This is a genomic window from Photobacterium swingsii (assembly GCF_024346715.1).
Classification (GTDB): domain Bacteria; phylum Pseudomonadota; class Gammaproteobacteria; order Enterobacterales; family Vibrionaceae; genus Photobacterium; species Photobacterium swingsii.
Genome location: NZ_AP024853.1, coordinates 1397628 through 1419239, shown reverse-complemented (window position 1 = coordinate 1419239; position 21612 = coordinate 1397628). Strand labels below are relative to the sequence as shown.

The window sequence follows — 21612 nt, the reverse complement described above, 5'->3', positions numbered from 1 at the left end:
AAAGGCTCAAAAACAGCTGAATTATATGTATTTACGCAGACAGCTGTTGCTCAACGAGCACCTTCCAAAATCCAACGCCATGAGTCAGGATATTGTCATTAAAGTCGTATAATGGATTATGCAGCGCCGTTCCACCACACTCACCAACGCCATTACCCACTAAGACGTAACACCCTTTCACTTCACGGAGCATAAATGAGAAATCTTCACTAATGGTAAAGCGCTCACAGCTACCATTCACATTCTCAGCCCCTACGACACTTTCTGCGGCTTTAATAGCATGTGCCGTTTCTTCCGGTGTATTAATCGTCGATAAGAAACTGTTGTTAAAGCGGTACTGGTAGTCCACCCCCGCAGACATACATTGCCCAGCGACAACACGCTCAATCGCTTTTTCAATTTTATGGAGTGCTTGATCGGTAAAACTACGTGTATCGCCCGTAATCGTTACTTGTGATGGAATGACATTCACTGTGCCATTGGTAACAAAGTTAGTAACAGAAATGACTGCTGTTTCATCTATTGCACTTAAATGGCGAGAAACGATAGTTTGCAAAGCTGTCACAACCTGTGCCCCTACGACAATAGGATCTGTGCCCATGTGTGGCATGGCAGCATGGCCTCCCGTCGCTTTAATCACAATTTCAAAACTGCTTTCGCTCGCCATTAATGAACGAGGGCGAGTCACAAATTGGCCTTCTGCAATCCCGGGCAGATTATGCATCGCGTAAATCGCATCCATATGCCAGCGGGTAAATAAACCATCCGCAATCATGGCTTTGGCGCCAGTACCACGTTCTTCGTCCGGTTGGAAAATGAAATACACAGTGCCATCAAAACTTTTACTATTAGCAAGCTCATAAGCAGCGCCGAGCAACATAGCGGTATGGCCATCGTGACCACAAGCGTGCATTGCACCTTGATGTTTCGAAGCATGACAGAAAGTGTTTTCTTCATGGATACGTAGTGCATCCATATCGGCACGTAAACCAATCGAACGTTTGCTGGTACCATTTTTCAAAATGCCAACCACACCCGTTCCGCCAATACCAGTGTGAACCTCCAAACCAAACTCTTGCAGTTTATTTGCCACAAACGCCGCGGTTTTAAATTCTTCAGTTCCAAATTCAGGGTACTGATGTAAGTGGTGGCGCCATTCAGTCACCATTTGTTGTAGTGTCATAACTTTCTCCAAGCTGAAGGTGGGCACTTACCCACCTTCAATGTTTCTATATAAAATTACGCTTCTTGCACTTTTAATTGTTTTTCTTTTTCCGCTACAGGTTCTACTTTCGTTTCGAACTTAGTAAAGACATACAGTGCAACGACAATCAGCGAAACTATGATGGTTTTGCCCAAGGCCATTTGCTCACCAAGTGTCATAACAGCCACAATGTAACCAACCAACGGCATAAGATTTAACGCCATTGTTGCTTTCTCTACACCAATACGTTTGAAGGCGTAAAGTTGAACCAAGTAGCTACCACCTGAGATACCAGTCCCGAGGAAAATAAGTAATCCGATTAGCAATGGACTAGAGAAGATAATGTAGATTTGAGATAAGTCGAGGCCCATCGCTACCACTACAATAATACCCATCACAGCAACGGAGATGTATTGGTAAAGCATTGAAACAACTGAACCGTATTTATCCGCCAGGCTTGCTCGTAAGTGAGCCGTCCACGCCAAAGCCAGCATTGAACAAGTCACATAAACGTAACCTAGCAGCGGCGTCCCACCTTCAATCGTATTTGTTGGTCCAACACTCATAGCATAAATACAGACAGCAGAAGCAATGAAAGCCCCCCATTGAATCTTATTCATCCGGAAGTTCATGAACATCATGCCAAAAAATACGGTCGCGAACGGCTGCATACCTTGAATAACACCATTTTCTGTTGCACCAATATGGGAAAGAGAAAGGAAATTAAACAAAGAGAATACGCCCTGCCCTACGATGCCACACAGCACAATTCGGCCTATATCTTTGGTTTCGATTTTTAGCGAAGACCCCAAGTCTTTGCTCAGATTTTTACTACGTGATGTAAAAAAGAAAATAATGGAAAGACCGATAACTGCGGTGACATAACGGAAAAATACCAGTGTCATTGGATCAACCGCCATAGATAGTGGCTTTGAAACGACACCTGTTACGCCCCAGATACAAGCGACGGCAATAGCGGCTATCCAGCCAAGAAATGTGTCTCTATTTGTTGTGTTCATTGTTATTCCCTGCAATGTTTTTATATGCGGCCGAATGACGTCACCCAGCCGTAGTTAGCATTAATCGATAATGATTAACTCTGGCTCGGCACGTTCACTCAACCACTCAGCACCATCCTCAGTGATCACAATGTTCTCTTCGTGCACCATAGACTTACCAGGGGCATAAACCATACCCGGCTCGAGTGTCATGACCATGCCTGGCTTTAATACCGTATTATCCGTCGCGGTATTTGATGGACGCTCTGTTAACTCCATACCCAAACCGTGCCCTAAACGACCAACGTCATTGCCCAACGCACCATTAGCTTCCAATACGCCCCACATTGCATTGTAAATATCCGTTGTTGTTGCACCTGGTTTGGCAGCTTCAAAACCTTTTGTTGTCGCTTCATAGGTCGCTCGGTAAGCCGCTTTAGTTTGCTCGCTGGCGTACCCAAATGCCCAGTTACGGTCAAAGTCAGAGAAATAACCATCCCGCACTGCACCAGTATCAATGATCAACACGTCACCCAATTCGATAGCGCGATCAGTTGGCCCCATAATAATGCTGTCATAACCATCAGGGCCTGAGCCTGCAATGATATATGGGCATTCATCGGCACCTTCTAACAACATATCAATTCTGAATTGCTTACAGATTTCACGCTCTGTCATACCGGCTTTCGCATACTCAGGGATCTTTTTAAAACCAACGTTAGTAATGCGGCAAATTTCGCGGGTTTTCTCGATTTCAGCTTGAGATTTGATCTGGCGAAGTTCATGCATTGCCAACGAGACATCAACAAAGTCTTTTTTCACCATAGTGGTAAGTTTGAGGTAGTTATTAATTGGCATACGTAGGTGAGATTCAATACCCAGCGTTGCACCAACTCGACCGTAACGGCAAGGAAGTGAATTCAATGTACTAGCAACCAAACTAATACCGTCATCTTCTGGTCTTGGCGATGGCCAAGTGATGATGTTTTCAACCCAAGTTCCCGCCATGCCGCTTGCTCCAATTTCAGGAATAATCGCAATTGGTTTGCCTTCTGCAGGAATCACCACAAACCAAGGCCGCGTTGGGCTATGCCAAAACTGAGTATGAAAACCCGTAAAGTAGCGAACGTTAGGTTCTGTGGTAAAAATCATCGCGTCTAGCTTATTTTCATGCATGATTTTTTGAGCGCGTGCTGTTCTATTTTCAAACTCGGCTTGGTCAAAGCCGCGATTCAAGTAGTTAGTCATTGGAACCTCAAATTAGTATCGTTGGGTCGGCAGTCGATGGTAACCAACCCTTATAGTTAAATTTTGTTTACGTTACGTTGAGCATCTTACTGACATTTTAGTTAAATAATGTGACCAAGATCTTAGGGTTAACTTTTGTGACCTAAAATCTTCATTTTGTCTTTAAATAGTTGATAGCGATCAAATTTAGGCACTTTTAGGTAACTTTGCACTTGTATGGTCATACAATTTATAGTTCTATAGTTACATAAAGTTAATTGGCAACTTGAAAATCATTGCGTAACCAAAGATAATGAAAGGCAGTTAAAGTTAACAACAGTGGCCTAAGATGAACGCAGCAGCATATAAATCGTTTAGCGTGGAATTCACAGATAAAGATAGGGAGCATCTCGAACTGAATTTTCGACTCGCTGACACCATAGCCGACTTTATTGGTCCGCATTGTGAGGTCGTGATTCACTCATTTGAGAGCTTCGAAAAATCTGTAGTAAAGATTGTGAATGGTCACCACACTGGGCGAAAAGTGGGATCACCGATCACCGACTTAGGCTTAAAAATGCTTGGCGTTATTGAAAGCACTGGCGAAATCACGCCAAAGAGCTATTTCACCACCAGCAAAGATGGTTCGTTACTGAAATCAACGACGTGTGTATTAGCTGGCGAAAATGGCAAACCGATTGGGTTGTTTTGTATCAACATGAACTTGTCCCATCCGTTTCCAGAGATAATAAAAACGTTAATGCCGGACATGGCCAATGCACCAGTAGGTGTACAGGAAAACTTTGGTGCTTCAACAACAGAAGTGATTGAGCAAGCGCTTGAACACGCTATTTTTGAAGTCGATAACGATGAGTCAATTAACTTAAAAGGTCGAAACAAAGCCATTACCAAGCTCTTGCTTGAAAACGGTATTTTCGAATTCAAAGAGGCGACAGCATTCGTGTCTGAACGCCTTGGAATTACTCGTCATGCTATTTACAAATATATTCGCGAGTTTAGAGCATAGACATCATATAAAGAGAAACCAAATGAAAACAAAAATCCATACAGATCTAGCACCTGCAGCAATTGGCCCTTACTCACAAGGCATGGCATTCAAAGACCTTATTTTTGCTTCAGGTCAACTGCCTCTTGATGCAAAAACAATGGCATTTGTTGAAGGCGGCATTAAAGAGCAAGCTCGCATGTCACTTGCAAATCTAAAAGCGGTTTTAGAGCAAAGTGGCGGTTCTTTAGAGACCGTAATTAAAACGACTTGTTTCTTATCTGATATGGAAAACTTTGCTGCATTTAACGAAGTGTATACCGAAGTATTTGGCACCGAGAATGCACCTGCTCGCTCTTGTGTAGAAGCTGCTCGCTTACCAAAAGATGCACTAGTCGAGGTAGAAGCAATCGCCTACATCAAGTAGCCGCTGCCTACCATTAAAGTCAGGCCATTAAGCTGATTAATGGCCTTAAATACCTCAGCCTATATCGAAGTGTGCCCTATGCTAAAGCTATCAAAAAATTCATTTTACACAGGAAAAGTCTGCGAACTGTTTACGGCTTCTCAAGCCAAACAAGCGCGTGAGTTTCATCGCCAAATCGAAGGCTATCAGCCTACACCACTTGTATCTTTACCAAACTTAGCCAAACACCTTGGCGTGAAAGCAATTCTTGTAAAAGATGAATCCAAACGTTTCGGTTTAAATGCCTTTAAGGTACTCGGCGGTTCCTATGCTCTAGGGCGTCAGTTGGCTAAACACTTAGGCATAGATATTACTGAGATCAACCTTAAAACAGTCGCTTCTAAATTAGACAAACCATTAGTTTTTACCACAGCAACCGCTGGCAACCACGGTACTGGTGTTGCTTGGGCTGCACGTGAAATGGGGCAAAAAGCGGTTGTTTACATGCCAAAAGGATCAGCTCAAGCCAGTGTTGAGCGCATTCAAGGCTTAGGCGCTGAGTGTATTGTGACAGACGTAAACTACGACGATACCGTGCGTCTTGCTAACCAAACCGCGCAAGATAACGGTTGGATGCTAGTGCAAGATACAGCATGGGATGGTTATGAAGAGATCCCAACATGGATCTCACAAGGTTACATGACTATGGCCGATGAAGCTGTAGAACAAGCTCAAACACTTGAGTTTGGCACACCTTCTCATGTATTCCTTCAAGCCGGTGTAGGGGCAATGGCCGGTGGTGTACTCGGTTACCTTGCAGATAAACTAGGGGCTGATAACTTCGAGACTATCATTGCCGAACCCGCAGCAGCCGATTGTATTTTCCGCTCTGGCGAGAAGGGCGAGATGGTTAATGTCAGCGGCGAACTAAACTCGATCATGGCAGGCCTTGCCTGTGGTGAACCTAACCCTATCACTTGGCCGATTTTACGTGATTGCAGCAACCACTTTGTCTCTGTTGACGACTGTGTTTCTGCAACTGGTATGCGTGTTCTGGGTAATCCACTTGCAGGTGACAACAAAATAATCAGTGGTGAATCAGGTGCGATCACGCTTGGTTTACTTTATAACCTATGCAATGAAGGCGCAGATCAGGCAATACGCGACGAGCTGAAGTTAAACCAAGACTCAGTCATCATGCTATTTAGCACTGAGGGTGATACTAACGCAGCACGCTACCGTGACATCGTTTGGCATGGCCGTTACAGCTAAATACTGCACCAGTCACTGTCAATAGGTCGAATACATTCAAAGCCACCGCATTGTCGGTGGCTTTCTCTTTCACTCGCCATTATGACTTCAACGCTCTGTGGTTAGATTCATTGGCTTTTTAGGCTCGGGCTGATAACTGCCCTGCGCACCGATATCAATAATGGTGTAGTCATTGGTGTGTGCAGTAGCGGCATCCCTTGTTTGGCTGAGCTTTAATGCTTCAAACATCATCTCTTCCAACTTTAGGTTATATTGTCGAAATTCTTCCTCAGTTAGCCTTAACTTTGATGTGATGAAATAGGCGGTTTTACTGCTAGGGACTATGGTTTGAATCCGCGCTTGTAAGTTATCAATTATTTGATTTTTAAAATGCATCGAAAACTTAGCTGCATCGGAAAATGCGATATGTCGTGGCACAGTTAACTTAAACTGCATGCCTGACAAAAGTGCAATTAAGCCGATCTTTTCCAGTTCTCTTAGATACAAATACATTGAAGGCTCGTTCAAGTCATACTTCGTCATCAAGGCCTTGGCATCCGCTTTATCATCAATGATAGTTAACAACAAAGTGTATAACTCTGGCCATTCACAAAACGCGAGATCTTGTTCTAACGTGAAAAGAGGTGGAGCTGCAATCGCCTTTTCAGCTTCAGCAATTATGCTAGATAAAGGGGTTTGCACTAACTCTGCAATTTCAGCAATGCGCCCAATCGACAAGGGTTGCTGCCGATTGAGTAAACGTTTAACACTGACTTCTGATAACGCCATCTCTGTCGCCAATGTTTTATATGAAATCCCAGCCTTCTTAAGGTGGCGCTTTAAACGCACACAAATTTCATCGTTTAGCTTATCCATAACCCCTCAAAGTATCCGCCGCCTATCCATTAGGTATCATATTTCGTTCCTTTTTGTTTATCAATTGCACAAATTGAGTCATTAGGCGACCTTTTACGACAGACGCAAGGTTCACAATACAAGGCTAAAAGGTTGGTAAAACTATGAATACCTATTTCGATTACATACCAGAGCTACTTCGCACCACAGAGCAAGACCAAGCATACCGATACCCACAGCCCCGCTATTCTCCACCAGCCCGAATAAACACCAATATCCCCGCAATCATTGATAAGTTGGGACTTGAGCATTTACCTCTCCAACGCCAGTTGATTGCCTCTTGTTTGAAGGCATTTGAAAAGCATGAAGATGTGGTTGCCGCAGTGCTTGTCGGTTCGTTAGCTGGGGGGAAAGGCGATAGAATCTCTGATGCCGATATTCTGCTTTTGACACGCAACGCTTTCCATAAAAAGGCTTCGCATGCTTACCAAGAATTTGAATCGGACAAAGCAATCGCTTATACCCTCACAAGCCCTATAAACGACACAGCCAGCTTTCGAAAGTACCTGTTAGAGGATCTCACCAGCATCGAGATCCACTGTGTTGATCTCGAAGAGAAGGTCGAGATCGCCAAGCCGTTCCAAGTGCTTTTTGATAAAGGTGAGGTAATTGCTGCTCGACTCACAGACAAACCAGCCCCTAAGCATAAAGATTTTCCTGTTTACGATCATGGCGATGAAGGATTAATTTGGGAGCTATTTGAATGCATTAAGTGGCTAAGCCGTGGTAATAATGACCTAGCCAAAGGCTACATTAAGCGATTAGCAGCCAAACTCTCTTCCTCCACACAAGAGAAAGCTTCTACCAACCCCGCTTAAACAGGGTGTACAGTTAGCGTTAAGTAACGAAAAACATTATGGCTGTTCCACGAGTTCATCCAGCACTTGGGCCAACATATTGCGAATCACCCTTTGTGTTGGCGTAAGCAAAGGTGTCGAGTGCTGTTCCTTCTTGCTGATATTACGCTCTTTCTCACTTAGGGTATCCCCCAGAGAGTCAAACAGGGCACTTAATAGGTTCATCGATTTAGACATTAATGTCTCACTGTCTTCGCATGTCAAAATTGGTGAGCAATCAACACCGAGAGCAAACAAAATATCATTAAAATGCATGGCATAACCCGCTCCCCGTACATCAAAGGTGCGAAGTGCTGTGCCATTGTTGTCCTTGCGCCACAAGTAAGGAGGATGGGCTAACGTACCAAAACCAATTGCAACCACAGTGTCTTTAAAATGCAGTTCTAAGCGCCTGTCCCAAATATCTCCGCCTTTACCCGCCTCAAGGCTCAAGCGGCAGCATTGAGCTGAATGAGGATGGCTTTTCAGGCACGGCTTGTCGATATGGAGAGGATGTGGCCACGTTATTGTACCCGTCGCGTATAGGTGTGTTTCAGCCCCTAGCGAACGCTCCAGTTTAGGGTGCGTCATCGCTTCGGCAGTCACATAATCAAAGATAACCTCGGCGTCACTCATACCAGCGAGTTGCAGATAACGTACCAAACCAGCAATGGCATGGATCCCCATATCAAAACCAAAACCAGCCCCGCCACTTTTAGACGGATGCAGGAGTTGTCTGGCGTTCAGCAGCTCAATACGGTGATCAAACCGGTATTGTTGTAGTGCTTCAATACTGTCGACTGGGTTATCACAAGCGATGGCGACAATTTTCTCTGGCATTCCAAGTTGGCTGATAGAAAACACGTGATCCGCTGAATTATTGGGAGTGAACAGCTCTTGAATAAACGACTGACAAGTAAACAAAGCCTGCAATGAGGGAGAAACCAAGGCGGTATCAATGAAGTAAAAGCGCGCACCTTGCCGCTTTAACTCAGGCAGTACGTTATTAAATCCTTCATCAACTTCAGAGAGCGAAAAAGACGGCTTTTCAACCACAAATAAAAGCTGATCAACATTCACTGAAGCGCTCAGCTGCTTAATAATTGAAAGGTGGCTACCCACTGGCGTGAGGATCAAAGCAGCAGCAATATGAGCAGGAGTTGCGGTTAGATCATGCTGCTCAGAGTAATGTGCCAGATAATGTTCAAAGGTTGAATAACGTGCATCATAAGGGAAATTAAACTGAGAGCTTTCTAACACAGCAGGGGCTGATACCGCTGGGTCTATCGCGATAAGTGCGTACTGATTGCTTAATGCTTGCAACAGGTCTTGGTACAAAGTGACAACAGATGACTTAGGGTGCCCTAACCCACCAAACACTAATACGACGTCTTTCACCCTTTATCCTTCACTGTTGTCAGTGCACACCTTGCTCACTAGGCTACCAATATTCATATTATGCGTAATGATGTAGCGCAGTTTTCATCAAACATTATACCTTGCTAGCGTAACCCAAGGGGCAAGTAGGCCTTATATCAGCGAGGTTAACCATCATCAGGCGAAACACCTAGCCTTTTAAAGCAACAGACACCTGTGTGGTCTTGTATCACTTTACATTCGGAGATCAGCTTACTTTTAAGCACTAATCGTGCGCGACGTAAACGGGCTTTAGTTGCCGCTAAGCTGAGTTGATGGCGCTTGGCATACTCATGCTGTGCCATACCATTCAGATCACAATGCTCAATGATGTGTCGCTCTTCGTCAGTCAGTAAGGGTAAAATTCGCGGTAAGCAGGTTTGTAACTGTGTCATGACCGGAGGAAGTTTAGTATTTGCCTCTAACTCCTCAGTGTCGATGACATCCACTTTGCGGCGAACATTGTCGATAAAATGGTTTTTAGTAACTTTAAACAACCACGACTTACCATCTTGTAAGTCGCAAAAACGCTCGCGATTACGCATTCCCTTAAGAAACACATCTTGCATAATATCTTCAGTTTCATGTTGGCTTTGAGTCTGTTTTAGTAGCCAGCGATATAGCTGCGGCTCAGCTTCACCCCATGCTTTCATCAGGCACTTCATCGCGATACCAATCTTAAAGAAAACACAAAAGCCGCAGTGCCCTCACCGAAAGCGGTTTTAGACAAAGCGACTTCATTGATTATTGCGCCCGTTATAGAGCGCGAATACGCACCAGTACGTGACAAATATTAGGCTACAACATCTTCCGTTAGCAATTCGTGCACTCGCTCAAGAGATGGCACAGAACCCGTATGTTTTATCACCCCATCAATGCCTACACCTGGGGTACTCATCACGCCAGCCAGCATGATGGCTTCTAGGCTGGTGACTTTCTCAAGCTGAATATGAAGACCCAGATCAGCCGCAACAGCGGTGATACGATCTGCGGTAACGGTACAGTTTTTACAACCTGAACCATAAACTTGAATTGTTTTCATTGTGTATTCCTTTTAGTAAAAGCATTGGTAAAAAGCATCAATAGAAGGCATTAAACAGCCAACCTGTTATCGAAATAGCAATCAATAAATACCCTGCAATAGCCACTAATAAGCGATAACGCATCACTTGTTTCAGCATGATAAATTCAGGCAGGCTCACGGCAACCGCCCCCATGCAAAATGCCAATGTGGTCCCAATTGGCATGCCTTTGTCCAACAAAGACCCCATGATAGGCACAACACCCGACGCGTTCGCGTAAATAGGAATAGCGCTTAAGGTGGCAACAGGCACAGTCCACCATTGACCACTGGCAAGGTTTTGTTCGAACCATTCAGCAGGTACAAAACCGTGAATAAAGGCGCCCAAGCCAACCCCAATGATCACCCATTTCCACACCCGTCCGAAAATCGTCTTCGTTTCAGCCGTTGCAATCTCATGGCGATCTTTCATGGTCATCACTTGGGAAGTTTGCTCTTTCGATTGTGGCTGCGATTGTATCTGCCCAGCTTGTTGATAGGCTTTGGCTAAGAAAGGCTGTAGCCAGCGATGTGCTTGGCATTTATCTAGCACCACACCCGCTATCATGCCCAATAGCATCCCTATCGCGACATACATCACGGTAAACTTGATACCTAACAAACTGCCCAGCATGATGACAACCACTTCGTTGACCAAAGGCGAAGTGATCAAAAACGCAATCGTGACCCCAATAGGAATTTGTGCCGATACAAAGCCCATAAATAACGGAATAGAACTACACGAACAAAATGGCGTGATTGCACCAAAAGTAGAACCTAAAAAGTACCCAACCCCTTTATGCTTACCTTGGAGGTAATCTCGTACTTTATCGACACTCAAGCTGGCGCGAATAAAAGCAATGGCATAAATCAGACAAACCAATAACACTAAGATTTTACTGGTGTCTTCAATAAAGAAATGCACCCCACTCCCAACAGGTGTACCGGGTGTTAAATTAAAAACAGAATAGGTCAGCCAGTCGGCTAACTGAGTAAAGATTTCCAACATGTGTGCATCCTGATCGCCGGTTTGCTAATAACACGTATCAAGCAGGAAAAGGATGCACAATTTTTTCAAAAAAGATGATGTCGTTAATGCAAGTCACACCATAGTCACATCACAATGCGCTAAACCATAAGCTTCGAGCGCATCAATATCACCACTACACAGCAAAGGCATCGCCTCCTTAAGTTGTGGTAACGGCCAATTCCACCACTGAATTCGCAATAACGATTGAATAGCTTGTTCAGTAAAACGCTTCTTCACAACCACGTTATTACCGACAACCACTGAATAAGGTGCAACATCTTTAGTGATCACCGAACGTGCCCCAATCACAGCACCATCACCAATCTTCACCCCAGGCATGATCATGGCCTCGCTGCCAATCCACACATCATTACCGATCACCGTATCCCCCGCGCGTTGAAAACCATTTTTCACTCCCTCACCAAACACATCGGCTGAAAAAGGAAACGTGGAGATCCAATCGATCCTATGGCCTTGGTTACCCGCCAACATAAAAGTGGCTCCCGAAGCAATAGAGCAAAACTTACCGATACGCAGTTTATCGACGTCACCAAACACACCGCTTTGCCAAGCAGACTGCGTAAACTTATCACCCAAGAGGTAACGTACCGCCTGATCTTCAAACGATTTACCGTGATAAAACCCCGAGTAATAGCTATGCTCACCGACTTCAATGTTGGGATGATTAACCTGCTGTTTTAAGTTCTGGCCTTCAAGCCAACTATTGAATGCGTCCATTTTAAAACCCTCGTGTTAAATAAGATTGTCGAGAGTCTAGATAATCCCTATTATTTCTAGTAGAGCTCATTTAGATACACAGAATTACTATATGGAAATAAAGTGGCTACCTTATATCCCAACTTATATTGCGCTATGTGAAGAGAAAAGCATTGCGGGGGCGGCAAACAGACTTGGATGCTCAAATGCACATGCCAGCCGTCAATTAAGACAGCTGGAAGACATTTTATCGGTTCAGCTAATCCAACGAACAACACGCCAATTCAACCTGACCCATGACGGGATTAACTTCTACAAACAAGTTAAATCACTATTTGAAAAAGCTGAAAATATAAATGAGTCCTTGTGCGATACCGATCAAATCGCAGGTAAATTACGCGTGGCGGCTTCTGCTTCCTTTGGTTCTTTAATCCTGACCGAGCCTCTGGCTGAATTGAGTCGACATTACCCTGAATTAGACATTGAGGTGATTTTTACGGAGAAGCCACTCGACTTAATTGAATCTGGCTTTGATGTGGCATTTTACCTAACAGAGACACCACCCGAAGGGTATGTGGGCCATTTCCTTCGGGCGCGATATTGCAAGCCGTTTGCCCATAAGCGGTATATCGAAGAACACGGGGGGATCACCCACCCCACTGAGCTCGTTAAATACCGCCACATACTGTATCGCAATACCGAGTTCACCTTAGATAAATGGACCTTTACCAGCGAAAACGCCAAAGAAGCAGTAAAGGTTAAACTGCAAAGTGCGTTCAGTGTAAATCTGGTGGGGGCTATGGTCGATGCCATGATGTGTGGCACTGGTGTCGCTATGTTAGACGAATTTGCACTGTCTAAACTCTCGACATCACAACGCAAGAACCTAGTACAACTCTTACCACAATGGCAAACAGACCCGATATTGCCACTGTATATTCTTTATCCCAAACGAGAGTACTTACCCAAACGCACCAAGCTGTTAGTGGAGTATTTCAAAGAACATTTGCAGAGCGTTTAAGCGAACAGAGGGTGGCATCACCCTCTAATGTCATGGCAATTTTAGTTTCTTTTATAGTTCGCTTTATCGAGATCATATTTTTTCATGCGCAAATATAACTTCTTGCGTTGGATCTTAAGGTAGTTAGATACTTCATTGATTTGCCCTGAAAACAGATATAAGGCATCTTCTATTAGCTGCCTTTCATACTTTTCCACTAACTCATCAAGTGCACCATCCATTTGTTCTACTGGGTATACTCGCTCAGCCGTTGAAAGCTTAACAATGCCTATCGCATACAGTTCCGCAACACTCTTTAATTCTCTGACATTTCCGGGCCAACAATGATCATGGAGTGTATTTAAATAAGAGCTATCGACTTTGGGCACATCTTTACTCAGTAACAAACAGCTATTTTTCAAAAAATGCTTAAAGAGAACCTTAATATCTTCCTTTCTCTTTTTTAGTGGTGGTATTGAAAATCTGGCATTATTTAACAAGTAATACAGCTCAGGCATCAGCGCATGATCCTGTAAAGCTAATTCAGGCTGCTGACTAAAAATAGTAATGAACTTTACAGTATGTTTCCCTGTTCTTTCTTGTCCAAGAAGATAACGGCTCATATAACCCTGAACCGCCTCGGCCATTTTACTTGGCTCACTAAGGATCACAGTGCCATTCTCCGCCGCCTTAATAACAGATTCTAATTCCAAAACTGTGGTCAAACTCTCCCCTGCTTTAAATATTAAAGGGGCATGATGCCTTGGACTTAGTTCATGCAATAACGTCGCTGAGGTATAACGACCGACCCCATTTTCTCCTATGATCAAGACATCTTTATCTGCTGTTGCCAGTAACTTAATGCGTTCTCGTATCTCTACAATTTCGACACTTTTACCTAGCAATTTCTTGGGTAAATCTCGCTCAATCAAATGCCATTGTTCGACCACTTTTGAGCGCTCACTGATGACTTTCTCAAGTAAACTTAACAACTTTTTGGGCTTTAACGGTTTCTCAAGATAATCACATGCCCCCTTTTGTATTGCCTCTACTGCCATTTCAATATCACCATGACCTGTTATGGTAATGATGGGCAAGTGAGGACTGATGGCCTTAACTTTATCAATAAGATCCATACCACTCATCGTCGGCATATAGATATCAGTCAGGATAACGCCAGACCAATTAGAGTGAATTTGTTGCAGCGCTTTATACGGGTCTAAAAATGCTTTCGTTTTATATCCTGCAAGCTGTAATAGATGTTGGCTTGAGTCTAAAACATGTTGATCATCATCGATAAGCACAACTTGAACATCATCACCTAAAATCATTGTATCGGAAACTCCAAAACTATCATTGCACCACCCTCTAGTGTTGATGCGAGTTGAATTGAACCATTTAAACGGTCCATTATCGAATGGCAGATATTCAAGCCAAGACCTAAGCCCACTTCCTTTGTTGTCGTAAACGGGGTAAAAATTTGATTAATAATGGTGTGGTCAAAACCCGGGCCATTATCACTACAAGCCAACATTAATGAGTCTTGAGCACACTTTAATTGGCTTATTGTGACTACACCTTGATCTCCAGCAACAGGCGCTAAAGCATCACAACTATTAATGAGTAAGTTAACAATAACCTGTTCAATTTGGATAAGCTCGCCAATACAACTGCAATCCTCACCAAGCTGATTACTCAATATAATATTGTGCTGCCTCGCTCTGGAATCCGCGATACCCATTGCATTATTAACGGCTTGATAAAGATTGACCTCAACGGCAGGGTTAGTGAATGACGTCTTTTTCGAAAAGCCCCGCAAATTTGTAATGATCTGTTCCATGCGATCACTTATCTCGTCCATTTTATCCATGGTGTTATAAATATCTGGGTAGTCATCTCGGTTGTACGTCATCTGCACGGTATAGATGTAGGTGGAAAGCGCAGAAAGAGGTTGATTCAATTCATGTGCGAGGGTTGTCATCGCTTGTCCAACAACGGCCATTTTAGCCGCTTGAATCAGTTCCTCTTGCGTGGCAACAAGGCTTTTTTCAGCACGCTTTCTCTCTTCAATCTGGCAATGCAGTTCTGCATTTGTTTGTGTTAATGATTGGGTTTTTTCTTCTACTTTTTGCTCAAGCCAACGGGCAATGTTCTCGTGCTCTGTGATGTCTGTTAGCGTAATGATGATCTTGGGTGATGCGTTTTGATAATAAACACGTAAGTCCAGCCTAAAGTATTGAACTTGCTCACCTTCACCAGTTATGGCCAAGGTTATTGTATATGCCCCGTTAACCAATAAGGTGCTTTCAGGCGAAAAAAGCGTTCTCAACTGATAGTGATAACTAGGGTCAAACAGACCCCAAATGTAATCCTTCTCAAAAGATTTATGACAGAGTTTAAATAAGTTACGGGCACTGAAGTTCATCGACTCGATCACCCCCTCTGTGGTGCAGGTTACCAAGCTTGCTTGAGTGTTATTAATAAGATTCAGCGCATTAGTGTTTTCGATTTCTTGAAGCTGTAAACAAAATTGACTCAACGTTCGACCGAGTAAACCAATCTCATCTCTACCTGTCACTGGGATCAGTTGTTCGGTCTCACCTGCCGCAACGGAGTTTAAATTCATGCTCAAGTCATATAGGCGCTGTACAATTCGCTTACGGACAAAATAAAAATAAATAAATACGCTGACCAAAATTGCTGACACTAAAACAATGATAAGAAATACATTACCTGCTTCAATGATATTTCTAGTACTTAGCTTAATCCCTGCCAGTTCAACACTGGTCTTGTTAACCAAATTCTTTATTTGCTTTTGCTGATTCTCTAAGCGAGATTGGATGGTTTGCCTTTGTTGATTCGATTGTTCAGTGAGCACCTTTAGCGCTTTGAGATTATTGTGCAATGTGCCATTTGGTTTTACAAGTTCGAAGAACTCCAGCAATAACTGTCGGTAAGTAATGCTCGCTGCGTTATTTTCCAGTTTCTCACTCAACATTTTAATTTCATCAGTTTTATAACTAATAAAATGGAATGCGCTTTCCAAGTTACGTTGCTTATATTGCCTAACAAGTTCATTCACTAAAGAGACAAGCTCATTTTCCTTAAGGGTCATCATTTGTAACGTAGTAAAGTCATCATATAAAATGGATTTCTTTTCTGGGCTTAAGCGTACTCTCTCACTGGTAATTTGCCACTCGATTTCTTGTCTTAGCGGATTCACTTCATCAACAATATCTTGATGAAGCCAAAGTATACGCTCTGATATTTTATCAAGTTCTTGCTTCACGTGAACTTTATCAGACAGCAATGGTACAAACTCTTGAATATCAACGCCAAGTAGTTGGTACTCATCCCTTAATTTTTTTATAACCTTTGAATACGTTAATTCATCCGTAAAACGGTTAATATCCTCTAAACTCTTTTTTAAACTTGCATCAAGTTGGTTTAATCTAATGATATTTCTAGTTCCGTGAATTTCATTTAAATACGCTTGTAACTGTGTGCTATTTCGCTCTAATTGATAGCTTACTTTTAACGATGGCATATTATTATCAAGCATCGTATTAACTTTATCATCAAGCATATTCCAAGTAGTAAAAGCCACTAAGCTGATAAAAAAGACCATCAGCAGAATACAAGTAAATGCAGCAACAAGTCGGGAACTGAGAGTATTAGGAAACTTAGGCAATATGATTACTCTTGATTGATTTCATTAATGAGCTGGTTTGCTCTAACTAAATTATCATTGAGCGCTTGCTGCCAACGACGCACTTCTTCAGCGACCGCAGGATCAAGGCTTCGAGCGGCACCTGCATGTGTAAACAATGCTAAATAATCTTTTGACTGCGCTTGACTAGCAGATACAGGCACTCTTGTCGCATAGCGCTTAATTTGCTCAAGTTTTCTCTGATTTTCATCGGACAGTGCTTGTTTTTCCAGTTGGTATATGGACTGCCACGTTATGTTCAGCTGATGTAATTGCTCGGTAATCGCTTGATCAAACAGTAACGAGATAAGCCCATCACGGTCGTAGACCAGCGCTTTGTTGAGTACAACACGCGTTTTCTTGGCTAATTCTGGTTGCGCTAAGGAAAACTTGGTTATCGATGTAGTTTCAAGTAGCTTTTGCCCTTGCTCTGATAGCAAGAAATCTATAATTTTTTGACTATCTTTTTTCGCCTTGCTGTCTTTTGTAATCGCAATATAAGTTGGCATTAATATCGAATGAGGTATGTAATTAAAATCGATATAGTTGAAACTCCTTTTACTATTAATTGCATAGTTATCGATAACTGGGCCTACACCAATAAGCCCCTGAGAAACTGCTTCACTCACACCAAAACTTCGAGACGATATAAAAGCAATATTGCCTCCAATCTTCATGAGAAGCTGCCAACCTTTATCCCAGCCATAGTTTTGCAATATATTTTCTACCATTAGGCTTGTTGTACCAGAACGCGTAGGCGTACTCATGGTCAGGTGGCTAAAATACTGAGCATCAGACAGTTCTTTCCAAGTATGAGGAATGGGTAAATGATAACTTTTTAAGTACTCCTTGTTATACATAAGACCAAAACCCGAATAGGCAAAAGCTGTAACCTTGCCTGACATTTCCAAAATATGAGGTTTTAGCCAGTCTGGCGTTTGATTCTCATTCTCAATTAATTGAAGTTTATCTTTTCCTTCTAACTCATGAAACAGCACTGAAGATGACGATATGATGATATCAACGCTGCTTGAGTTTTCACGCTCCAATAATCGAATAGCTGAACGATTACGACGAAAGATAATATCAACATTTATCTTAGGATTAATATCCTGGAACTTACTAATTATCTGTGAAATAGAGTCTTCAGAAAATGTTGTTAGAATCACAATCGGCTTTTCTTTTGCAGCTAAGGCCATTGTGGATATTGATATAAAAAAAAGGAAAAGAAAAAATCTACTCATACCAACTTTGCTTCATATCTGTGCTGTAATAATTATCAGCAATGTTAATGATTATATTCATTCATTTTGTGTGTCAGGTCAAACTTCAGTAAATAAGTATAAAATCGATTCCACACTGAATGTTCCCATAAAGGGACATATAAAAAACATCTGCCTGGTAAATGACGTAATCATTTAGTTCCTACATTTAAAAATGTGCTTTTTTGCCTCATAAAAATAATGATTTGGGACAAATCTTTCCCAAATACACCCTCTTGTTGATTCATTTTTTCATCTTATTATCTCTCTTCATACGGGGCTACCCCTAAAGAGTTTACATATTAAGGTCTTCTTTTATTGGCCTAACAATCCATATTTAACACATTCAATAGGATTAATAAGAAATGAATACATCTAAGTTAGATGCAACATATAGAAAATTTCGGTGGCAAATAATCTTAGCGACTTTTTTGACCTATACCGTCATGTATATTTCCAGAAAAGCATTTGCCGCTGCAGCCCCTCTTCTTATGGAAGACTTGGGTATGACAGTAGTACAGTTTGGTGCAGCATCTTCTATTTATTACATCGTTTACGGGCTATCTAAATTTAGCTCTGGCTTGGTTGCTGATCGCATCAATCCTCGCACCTTTCTTGGTTCTGTTCTTATCCTAGTTGCAATTATCAATGTCGGTATCGGCATGACAGAAAACGTAACTATGTTGTTGGCTCTTTACTGTTTAACAGCGGTTGTACAAGGGTGTGGGTTTCCACCTATCGCGAAATCAATCAGCCAATGGTATTCAAAATCAGAACGTGGTGGTTGGTATTCAATTTGGAACACGTCACACAACCTAGGCGGTGCATTGGCGCCACTTATCGCTTCAGCCGTTATTGCAGCAACAGGTGATTGGCGTTACGCGTTTTATGTACCAGCAGCAATTACTGCCCTCCAAGCTGTCATTTGTTTCTGGCTAATGCGCAATAAACCTGAAACCTATGGCTTACCGAACGTAGGTGAATGGAAAGGCGATGCAAAACAAATCGCAATCAACAAGCGATCTGAAGCTGGCTTAACCATGTGGGTGATGTTCAAGCGCTATATTTTAACCAACCCTATTATTTGGCTAGCTATCAGTGGTGACCTTTGTATTTACATTATCCGTACTGTCACGAACGATTGGGTCTCTGTCTATTTCGTTAAAGAGCTAGGATGGGATCTTGTTAAATCAAATTCTCTTGTCGCTTGGTTTGAGGCAGGTGGCATTATTGGTGGCTTAACATCAGGTATTATCTCCGACAAACTTTTTGGGGCCGACCGTTGGAAAACTATACTTATTTATTCCTTTATTTTAGTTGCAGGCATGGTGGGTGTCGTACTGACTATTGATATAAGCTACTTATTAGTCTCAGGCTGCTTCTTTGTTATCGGTGCTGGTATTTATGCTCCGCAAATGTTGTTTGCACTAGGTATTATTGAAGCGTCACATGCTGATGGTGCGGGTGCTGCTACAGGCTTAAAAGGCGGTATTACTTACATAGGTGCAGCATTAGCCGGTGCGCCTATTGCGATGATTGAATCTGCATACTCTTGGAATGGCGTATTCATGATCCTTGGCTGTATTGCATTAATACTTATCGTACTGACATGTTCAATTATTCAACTTGATAAAAGAAAATCACAAGACACAGCTTCTAATAACAAAAATAAACTCGCTAGTTCAGAAGTAATCTAACAAAATATTGAAACAACAAATAAAAGCCATGGAGGTTGAGATCAATAATCTCAGCCTCTTTTTTATTCAAAGACCCAAGGCAAAAAGGTAGATAGATCAAACAATAAAACCCTACTTGATCTGTACTTTACCGTTCAGTTTTCGTAATGATCGCAAGACTTCTTGTAGAAAACGCTCTTCTTCTTGTAACTGTGTATTTTCCGTGTCGGCTTGCTGGTCATCTGACTTAGGTACCGATTTATTCTTATCTGATTCGACTTGGTTATCATCAACTTTTTGCGATAAAACCGATGCTAAGTGCTTCCAGTTAGCTAAGTGTTGATTGTGTTCAAAGTTCTTATCGGCGGCTGGGATAGAAAAACGAGAGGGTCGCGTAGGGAGGCGCAGGGTATCACGAAGCAGGATTTGTGGTTGCGAAGATTGCTTATATTTATTCATCATATAATCCTCATTGATAAGCGCTAAACAGCACTTGGTTGGATTCTACTGTACCTTGCTCACTCAAAGACTAAAGGTGAAACGTAAGATCAAAAATACTACTTTGTCTGCGAGTAATGCATACTCAAAGCCAAAGTAGTATGTATAAAGGTGTATTCAGCAGTGCACTACACACTGCAAATCATTTTACTGTACGTAATAACGCGGGTTTGCCAGCCCCCACACGGTATACAGTTCAGGGAAAATTAACGTAGAGTCCGCTTCCATTTCACTCACACTAATTCGTTCACCTTGCTGTTGACCAAATAAAGTTACCTCTTGATCTTGATGAATACCCTTAAGGCCTGTGATATCAACCATAGTCGTATTCATCGATGTCATACCGACAACTTTGGCACGCTGACCGTTAATAATAACGTGAGCTTTGTTACCCATTTTCCTAGGATAACCATCCGAATAACCGACAGGAATATTAGCCAACACACTGTCCTTGCTCGTGGTAAACGTACTGTCATAGCCAACCGTTTTATTCGCAGGTAGCTGATGAATAGAAGCTACCCGAGTCTTAAACGACACAATAGACGGATATTCAGGGTTAGTCGGCAGATCACCATATAACACGCCACCAGGGCGCACCATATCAAGCTGCGCTTCAGGGACATTCAACGACACATAAGAATTGGCGACATGCAGTGTAATATCCTCGCGGTTTAAACCCGCTTCGTGCATTAGCCATGATGAATCTCTTTGAAAGTCTTTCAGCTTGGAACGAACATCATCAGCATTATAATTTGGGAAGTGAGTCATGATGCCGACAACCTCCAAGTGGGATTGCGTGGCAATATCAATGGCTTCTGCTTTGCCATTATCAGTCGACATGTCAATCCCATTACGGCCCATTCCACCATTGTTTAGCGCTAAATGAACCTTGATGGTTTTATTATTTTTAACGCCAAAATCAGCAATGTCTTTAGCTTGTTGGTGGCTACCAATCAGCTCTTCTATATCAAGGTCAATACTTTGCTTTATTTCGCTCAGGCTTGCAGAACGCACACGCATAAGTTGTCCTTTAAAACCACTTTCACGTACTGCACGCGCTTCGGCATTACTCGTAATCGCGACACATGGAATCTGTTGTGCGATAACGGTTGGCATTAATCCACGAATACCATTGCCATAAGCGTCAGCCTTCATTACCGCACAGATTTTAGTGTCAGCGTTGATATGAGATTTGAACTGCTCAATGTTCGACTTAAACTGCCCTAAACTAACTTCCAACCATGCATTTGATTGATTCACCTCTTGCTCACTTGGGATATGCTGATCAATAGATAGCGGGGCACTCAAGGTAGTGAAAGAAGGTAAAGCCATGGCTAGCGATAGCAATGTCATTTTAAATTTCATGATGTCTCCGTACTGTAAGAATGACTGCCTGTTGGA

General features: G+C 42.5%; 20 protein-coding genes. 6 read left to right on the top strand and 14 right to left on the bottom strand.

The genetic code is table 11. The features are described from left to right. Positions 1-31: 31 nt before the first annotated feature. The 3 genes from OCU77_RS23515 to OCU77_RS23505 are packed head-to-tail and all read right to left on the bottom strand — an operon-like array spanning position 32 to position 3450. Positions 32-1183 (bottom strand): amidohydrolase, encoded by a 1152-nt coding sequence (locus OCU77_RS23515; RefSeq protein ID WP_107302971.1) that lies wholly within the window; start codon positions 1181-1183, stop codon positions 32-34. Between the two features lie 56 nt (positions 1184-1239). Further along, positions 1240-2223, bottom strand: coding sequence for a DMT family transporter (locus tag OCU77_RS23510; protein ID WP_048899652.1), 984 nt, complete (start codon positions 2221-2223; stop codon positions 1240-1242). 60 nt (positions 2224-2283) lie between these two features. Further along, on the bottom strand, positions 2284-3450 hold the full coding sequence (locus OCU77_RS23505) for a M24 family metallopeptidase (protein ID WP_107302972.1): 1167 nt from the start codon (positions 3448-3450) through the stop codon (positions 2284-2286). A gap of 328 nt (positions 3451-3778) precedes the next feature. Here OCU77_RS23505 and OCU77_RS23500 point away from each other — a divergent pair, with 328 nt between their 5' ends. The 3 genes from OCU77_RS23500 to dpaL all read left to right on the top strand — a co-directional run bounded on the left by OCU77_RS23500 (position 3779) and on the right by dpaL (position 6113). After that, the gene (locus tag OCU77_RS23500) at positions 3779-4456 is read left to right on the top strand and encodes a helix-turn-helix transcriptional regulator (protein WP_048899651.1); all 678 of its coding nucleotides are present in this window, start codon (positions 3779-3781) and stop codon (positions 4454-4456) included. 22 nt (positions 4457-4478) lie between these two features. Next, positions 4479-4862, top strand: coding sequence for a RidA family protein (locus OCU77_RS23495; RefSeq protein ID WP_048899650.1), 384 nt, complete (start codon positions 4479-4481; stop codon positions 4860-4862). A gap of 78 nt (positions 4863-4940) precedes the next feature. Then, on the top strand, positions 4941-6113 hold the full coding sequence (gene dpaL / locus OCU77_RS23490; RefSeq protein ID WP_048899690.1) for a diaminopropionate ammonia-lyase: 1173 nt from the start codon (positions 4941-4943) through the stop codon (positions 6111-6113). A gap of 87 nt (positions 6114-6200) precedes the next feature. On the opposite strand, the gene OCU77_RS23485 is transcribed toward dpaL, so the two are convergent. Continuing rightward, entirely contained in the window at positions 6201-6968 is a 768-nt protein-coding gene (locus tag OCU77_RS23485; RefSeq protein WP_048899649.1) for a helix-turn-helix domain-containing protein, read from the bottom strand. A 143-nt stretch (positions 6969-7111) separates the two neighbouring features. Between OCU77_RS23485 and OCU77_RS23480 the strand changes: the two genes are divergently transcribed. Further along, complete coding sequence (locus OCU77_RS23480) at positions 7112-7825, top strand: nucleotidyltransferase domain-containing protein (protein ID WP_211320097.1); 714 nt, start codon at positions 7112-7114, stop codon at positions 7823-7825. A 36-nt stretch (positions 7826-7861) separates the two neighbouring features. Here the strand turns inward: OCU77_RS23480 and OCU77_RS23475 are convergent, their stop codons facing one another. From OCU77_RS23475 to OCU77_RS23455, 5 genes are all read right to left on the bottom strand, one after another. Then, complete coding sequence (locus OCU77_RS23475; RefSeq protein ID WP_048899648.1) at positions 7862-9241, bottom strand: hypothetical protein; 1380 nt, start codon at positions 9239-9241, stop codon at positions 7862-7864. 146 nt (positions 9242-9387) lie between these two features. Next, a complete protein-coding gene (locus tag OCU77_RS23470) occupies positions 9388-9912 on the bottom strand; it encodes an RNA polymerase sigma factor (protein ID WP_048899689.1) in 525 nt (174 codons plus the stop codon). 140 nt (positions 9913-10052) lie between these two features. After that, complete coding sequence (locus OCU77_RS23465; protein ID WP_048899647.1) at positions 10053-10301, bottom strand: thioredoxin family protein; 249 nt, start codon at positions 10299-10301, stop codon at positions 10053-10055. Between the two features lie 37 nt (positions 10302-10338). Then, positions 10339-11328 carry a permease gene (locus OCU77_RS23460; protein ID WP_048899646.1) on the bottom strand — a complete coding sequence of 330 codons (990 nt, stop codon included), beginning with the start codon at positions 11326-11328 and terminating at the stop codon, positions 10339-10341. A 93-nt stretch (positions 11329-11421) separates the two neighbouring features. Then, the gene (locus OCU77_RS23455; RefSeq protein ID WP_048899645.1) at positions 11422-12087 is read right to left on the bottom strand and encodes a CatB-related O-acetyltransferase; all 666 of its coding nucleotides are present in this window, start codon (positions 12085-12087) and stop codon (positions 11422-11424) included. Between the two features lie 91 nt (positions 12088-12178). Between OCU77_RS23455 and OCU77_RS23450 the strand changes: the two genes are divergently transcribed. Next, on the top strand, positions 12179-13087 hold the full coding sequence (locus tag OCU77_RS23450; RefSeq protein ID WP_048899644.1) for a LysR family transcriptional regulator: 909 nt from the start codon (positions 12179-12181) through the stop codon (positions 13085-13087). Between the two features lie 41 nt (positions 13088-13128). Here the strand turns inward: OCU77_RS23450 and OCU77_RS23445 are convergent, their stop codons facing one another. From OCU77_RS23445 to OCU77_RS23435, 3 genes are read right to left on the bottom strand one after another with little or no spacing between them, the layout of a single operon-like run. Continuing rightward, positions 13129-14397: a sigma-54-dependent transcriptional regulator gene (locus OCU77_RS23445; protein ID WP_048899643.1), complete on the bottom strand. Its 1269-nt coding sequence runs from the start codon at positions 14395-14397 to the stop codon at positions 13129-13131. Further along, positions 14394-16757, bottom strand: coding sequence for an ATP-binding protein (locus OCU77_RS23440; protein WP_144414920.1), 2364 nt, complete (start codon positions 16755-16757; stop codon positions 14394-14396). Before OCU77_RS23440 ends, OCU77_RS23445 begins: the two co-directional genes overlap by 4 nt. A gap of 5 nt (positions 16758-16762) precedes the next feature. Then, on the bottom strand, positions 16763-18019 hold the full coding sequence (locus OCU77_RS23435) for an ABC transporter substrate-binding protein (protein WP_084711826.1): 1257 nt from the start codon (positions 18017-18019) through the stop codon (positions 16763-16765). Positions 18020-18402: 383 nt separating this feature from the next. On the opposite strand from OCU77_RS23435, the gene OCU77_RS23430 reads away from it, so the two are divergent. Continuing rightward, positions 18403-19734 carry an MFS transporter gene (locus tag OCU77_RS23430; protein WP_048899640.1) on the top strand — a complete coding sequence of 444 codons (1332 nt, stop codon included), beginning with the start codon at positions 18403-18405 and terminating at the stop codon, positions 19732-19734. A gap of 111 nt (positions 19735-19845) precedes the next feature. Here the strand turns inward: OCU77_RS23430 and OCU77_RS23425 are convergent, their stop codons facing one another. Both OCU77_RS23425 and alr read right to left on the bottom strand, forming a co-directional pair. Then, entirely contained in the window at positions 19846-20175 is a 330-nt protein-coding gene (locus OCU77_RS23425) for a hypothetical protein (RefSeq protein WP_048899639.1), read from the bottom strand. Positions 20176-20358: 183 nt separating this feature from the next. Then, positions 20359-21576 carry an alanine racemase gene (gene alr / locus OCU77_RS23420; protein ID WP_107302973.1) on the bottom strand — a complete coding sequence of 406 codons (1218 nt, stop codon included), beginning with the start codon at positions 21574-21576 and terminating at the stop codon, positions 20359-20361. Positions 21577-21612: the final 36 nt, after the last annotated feature.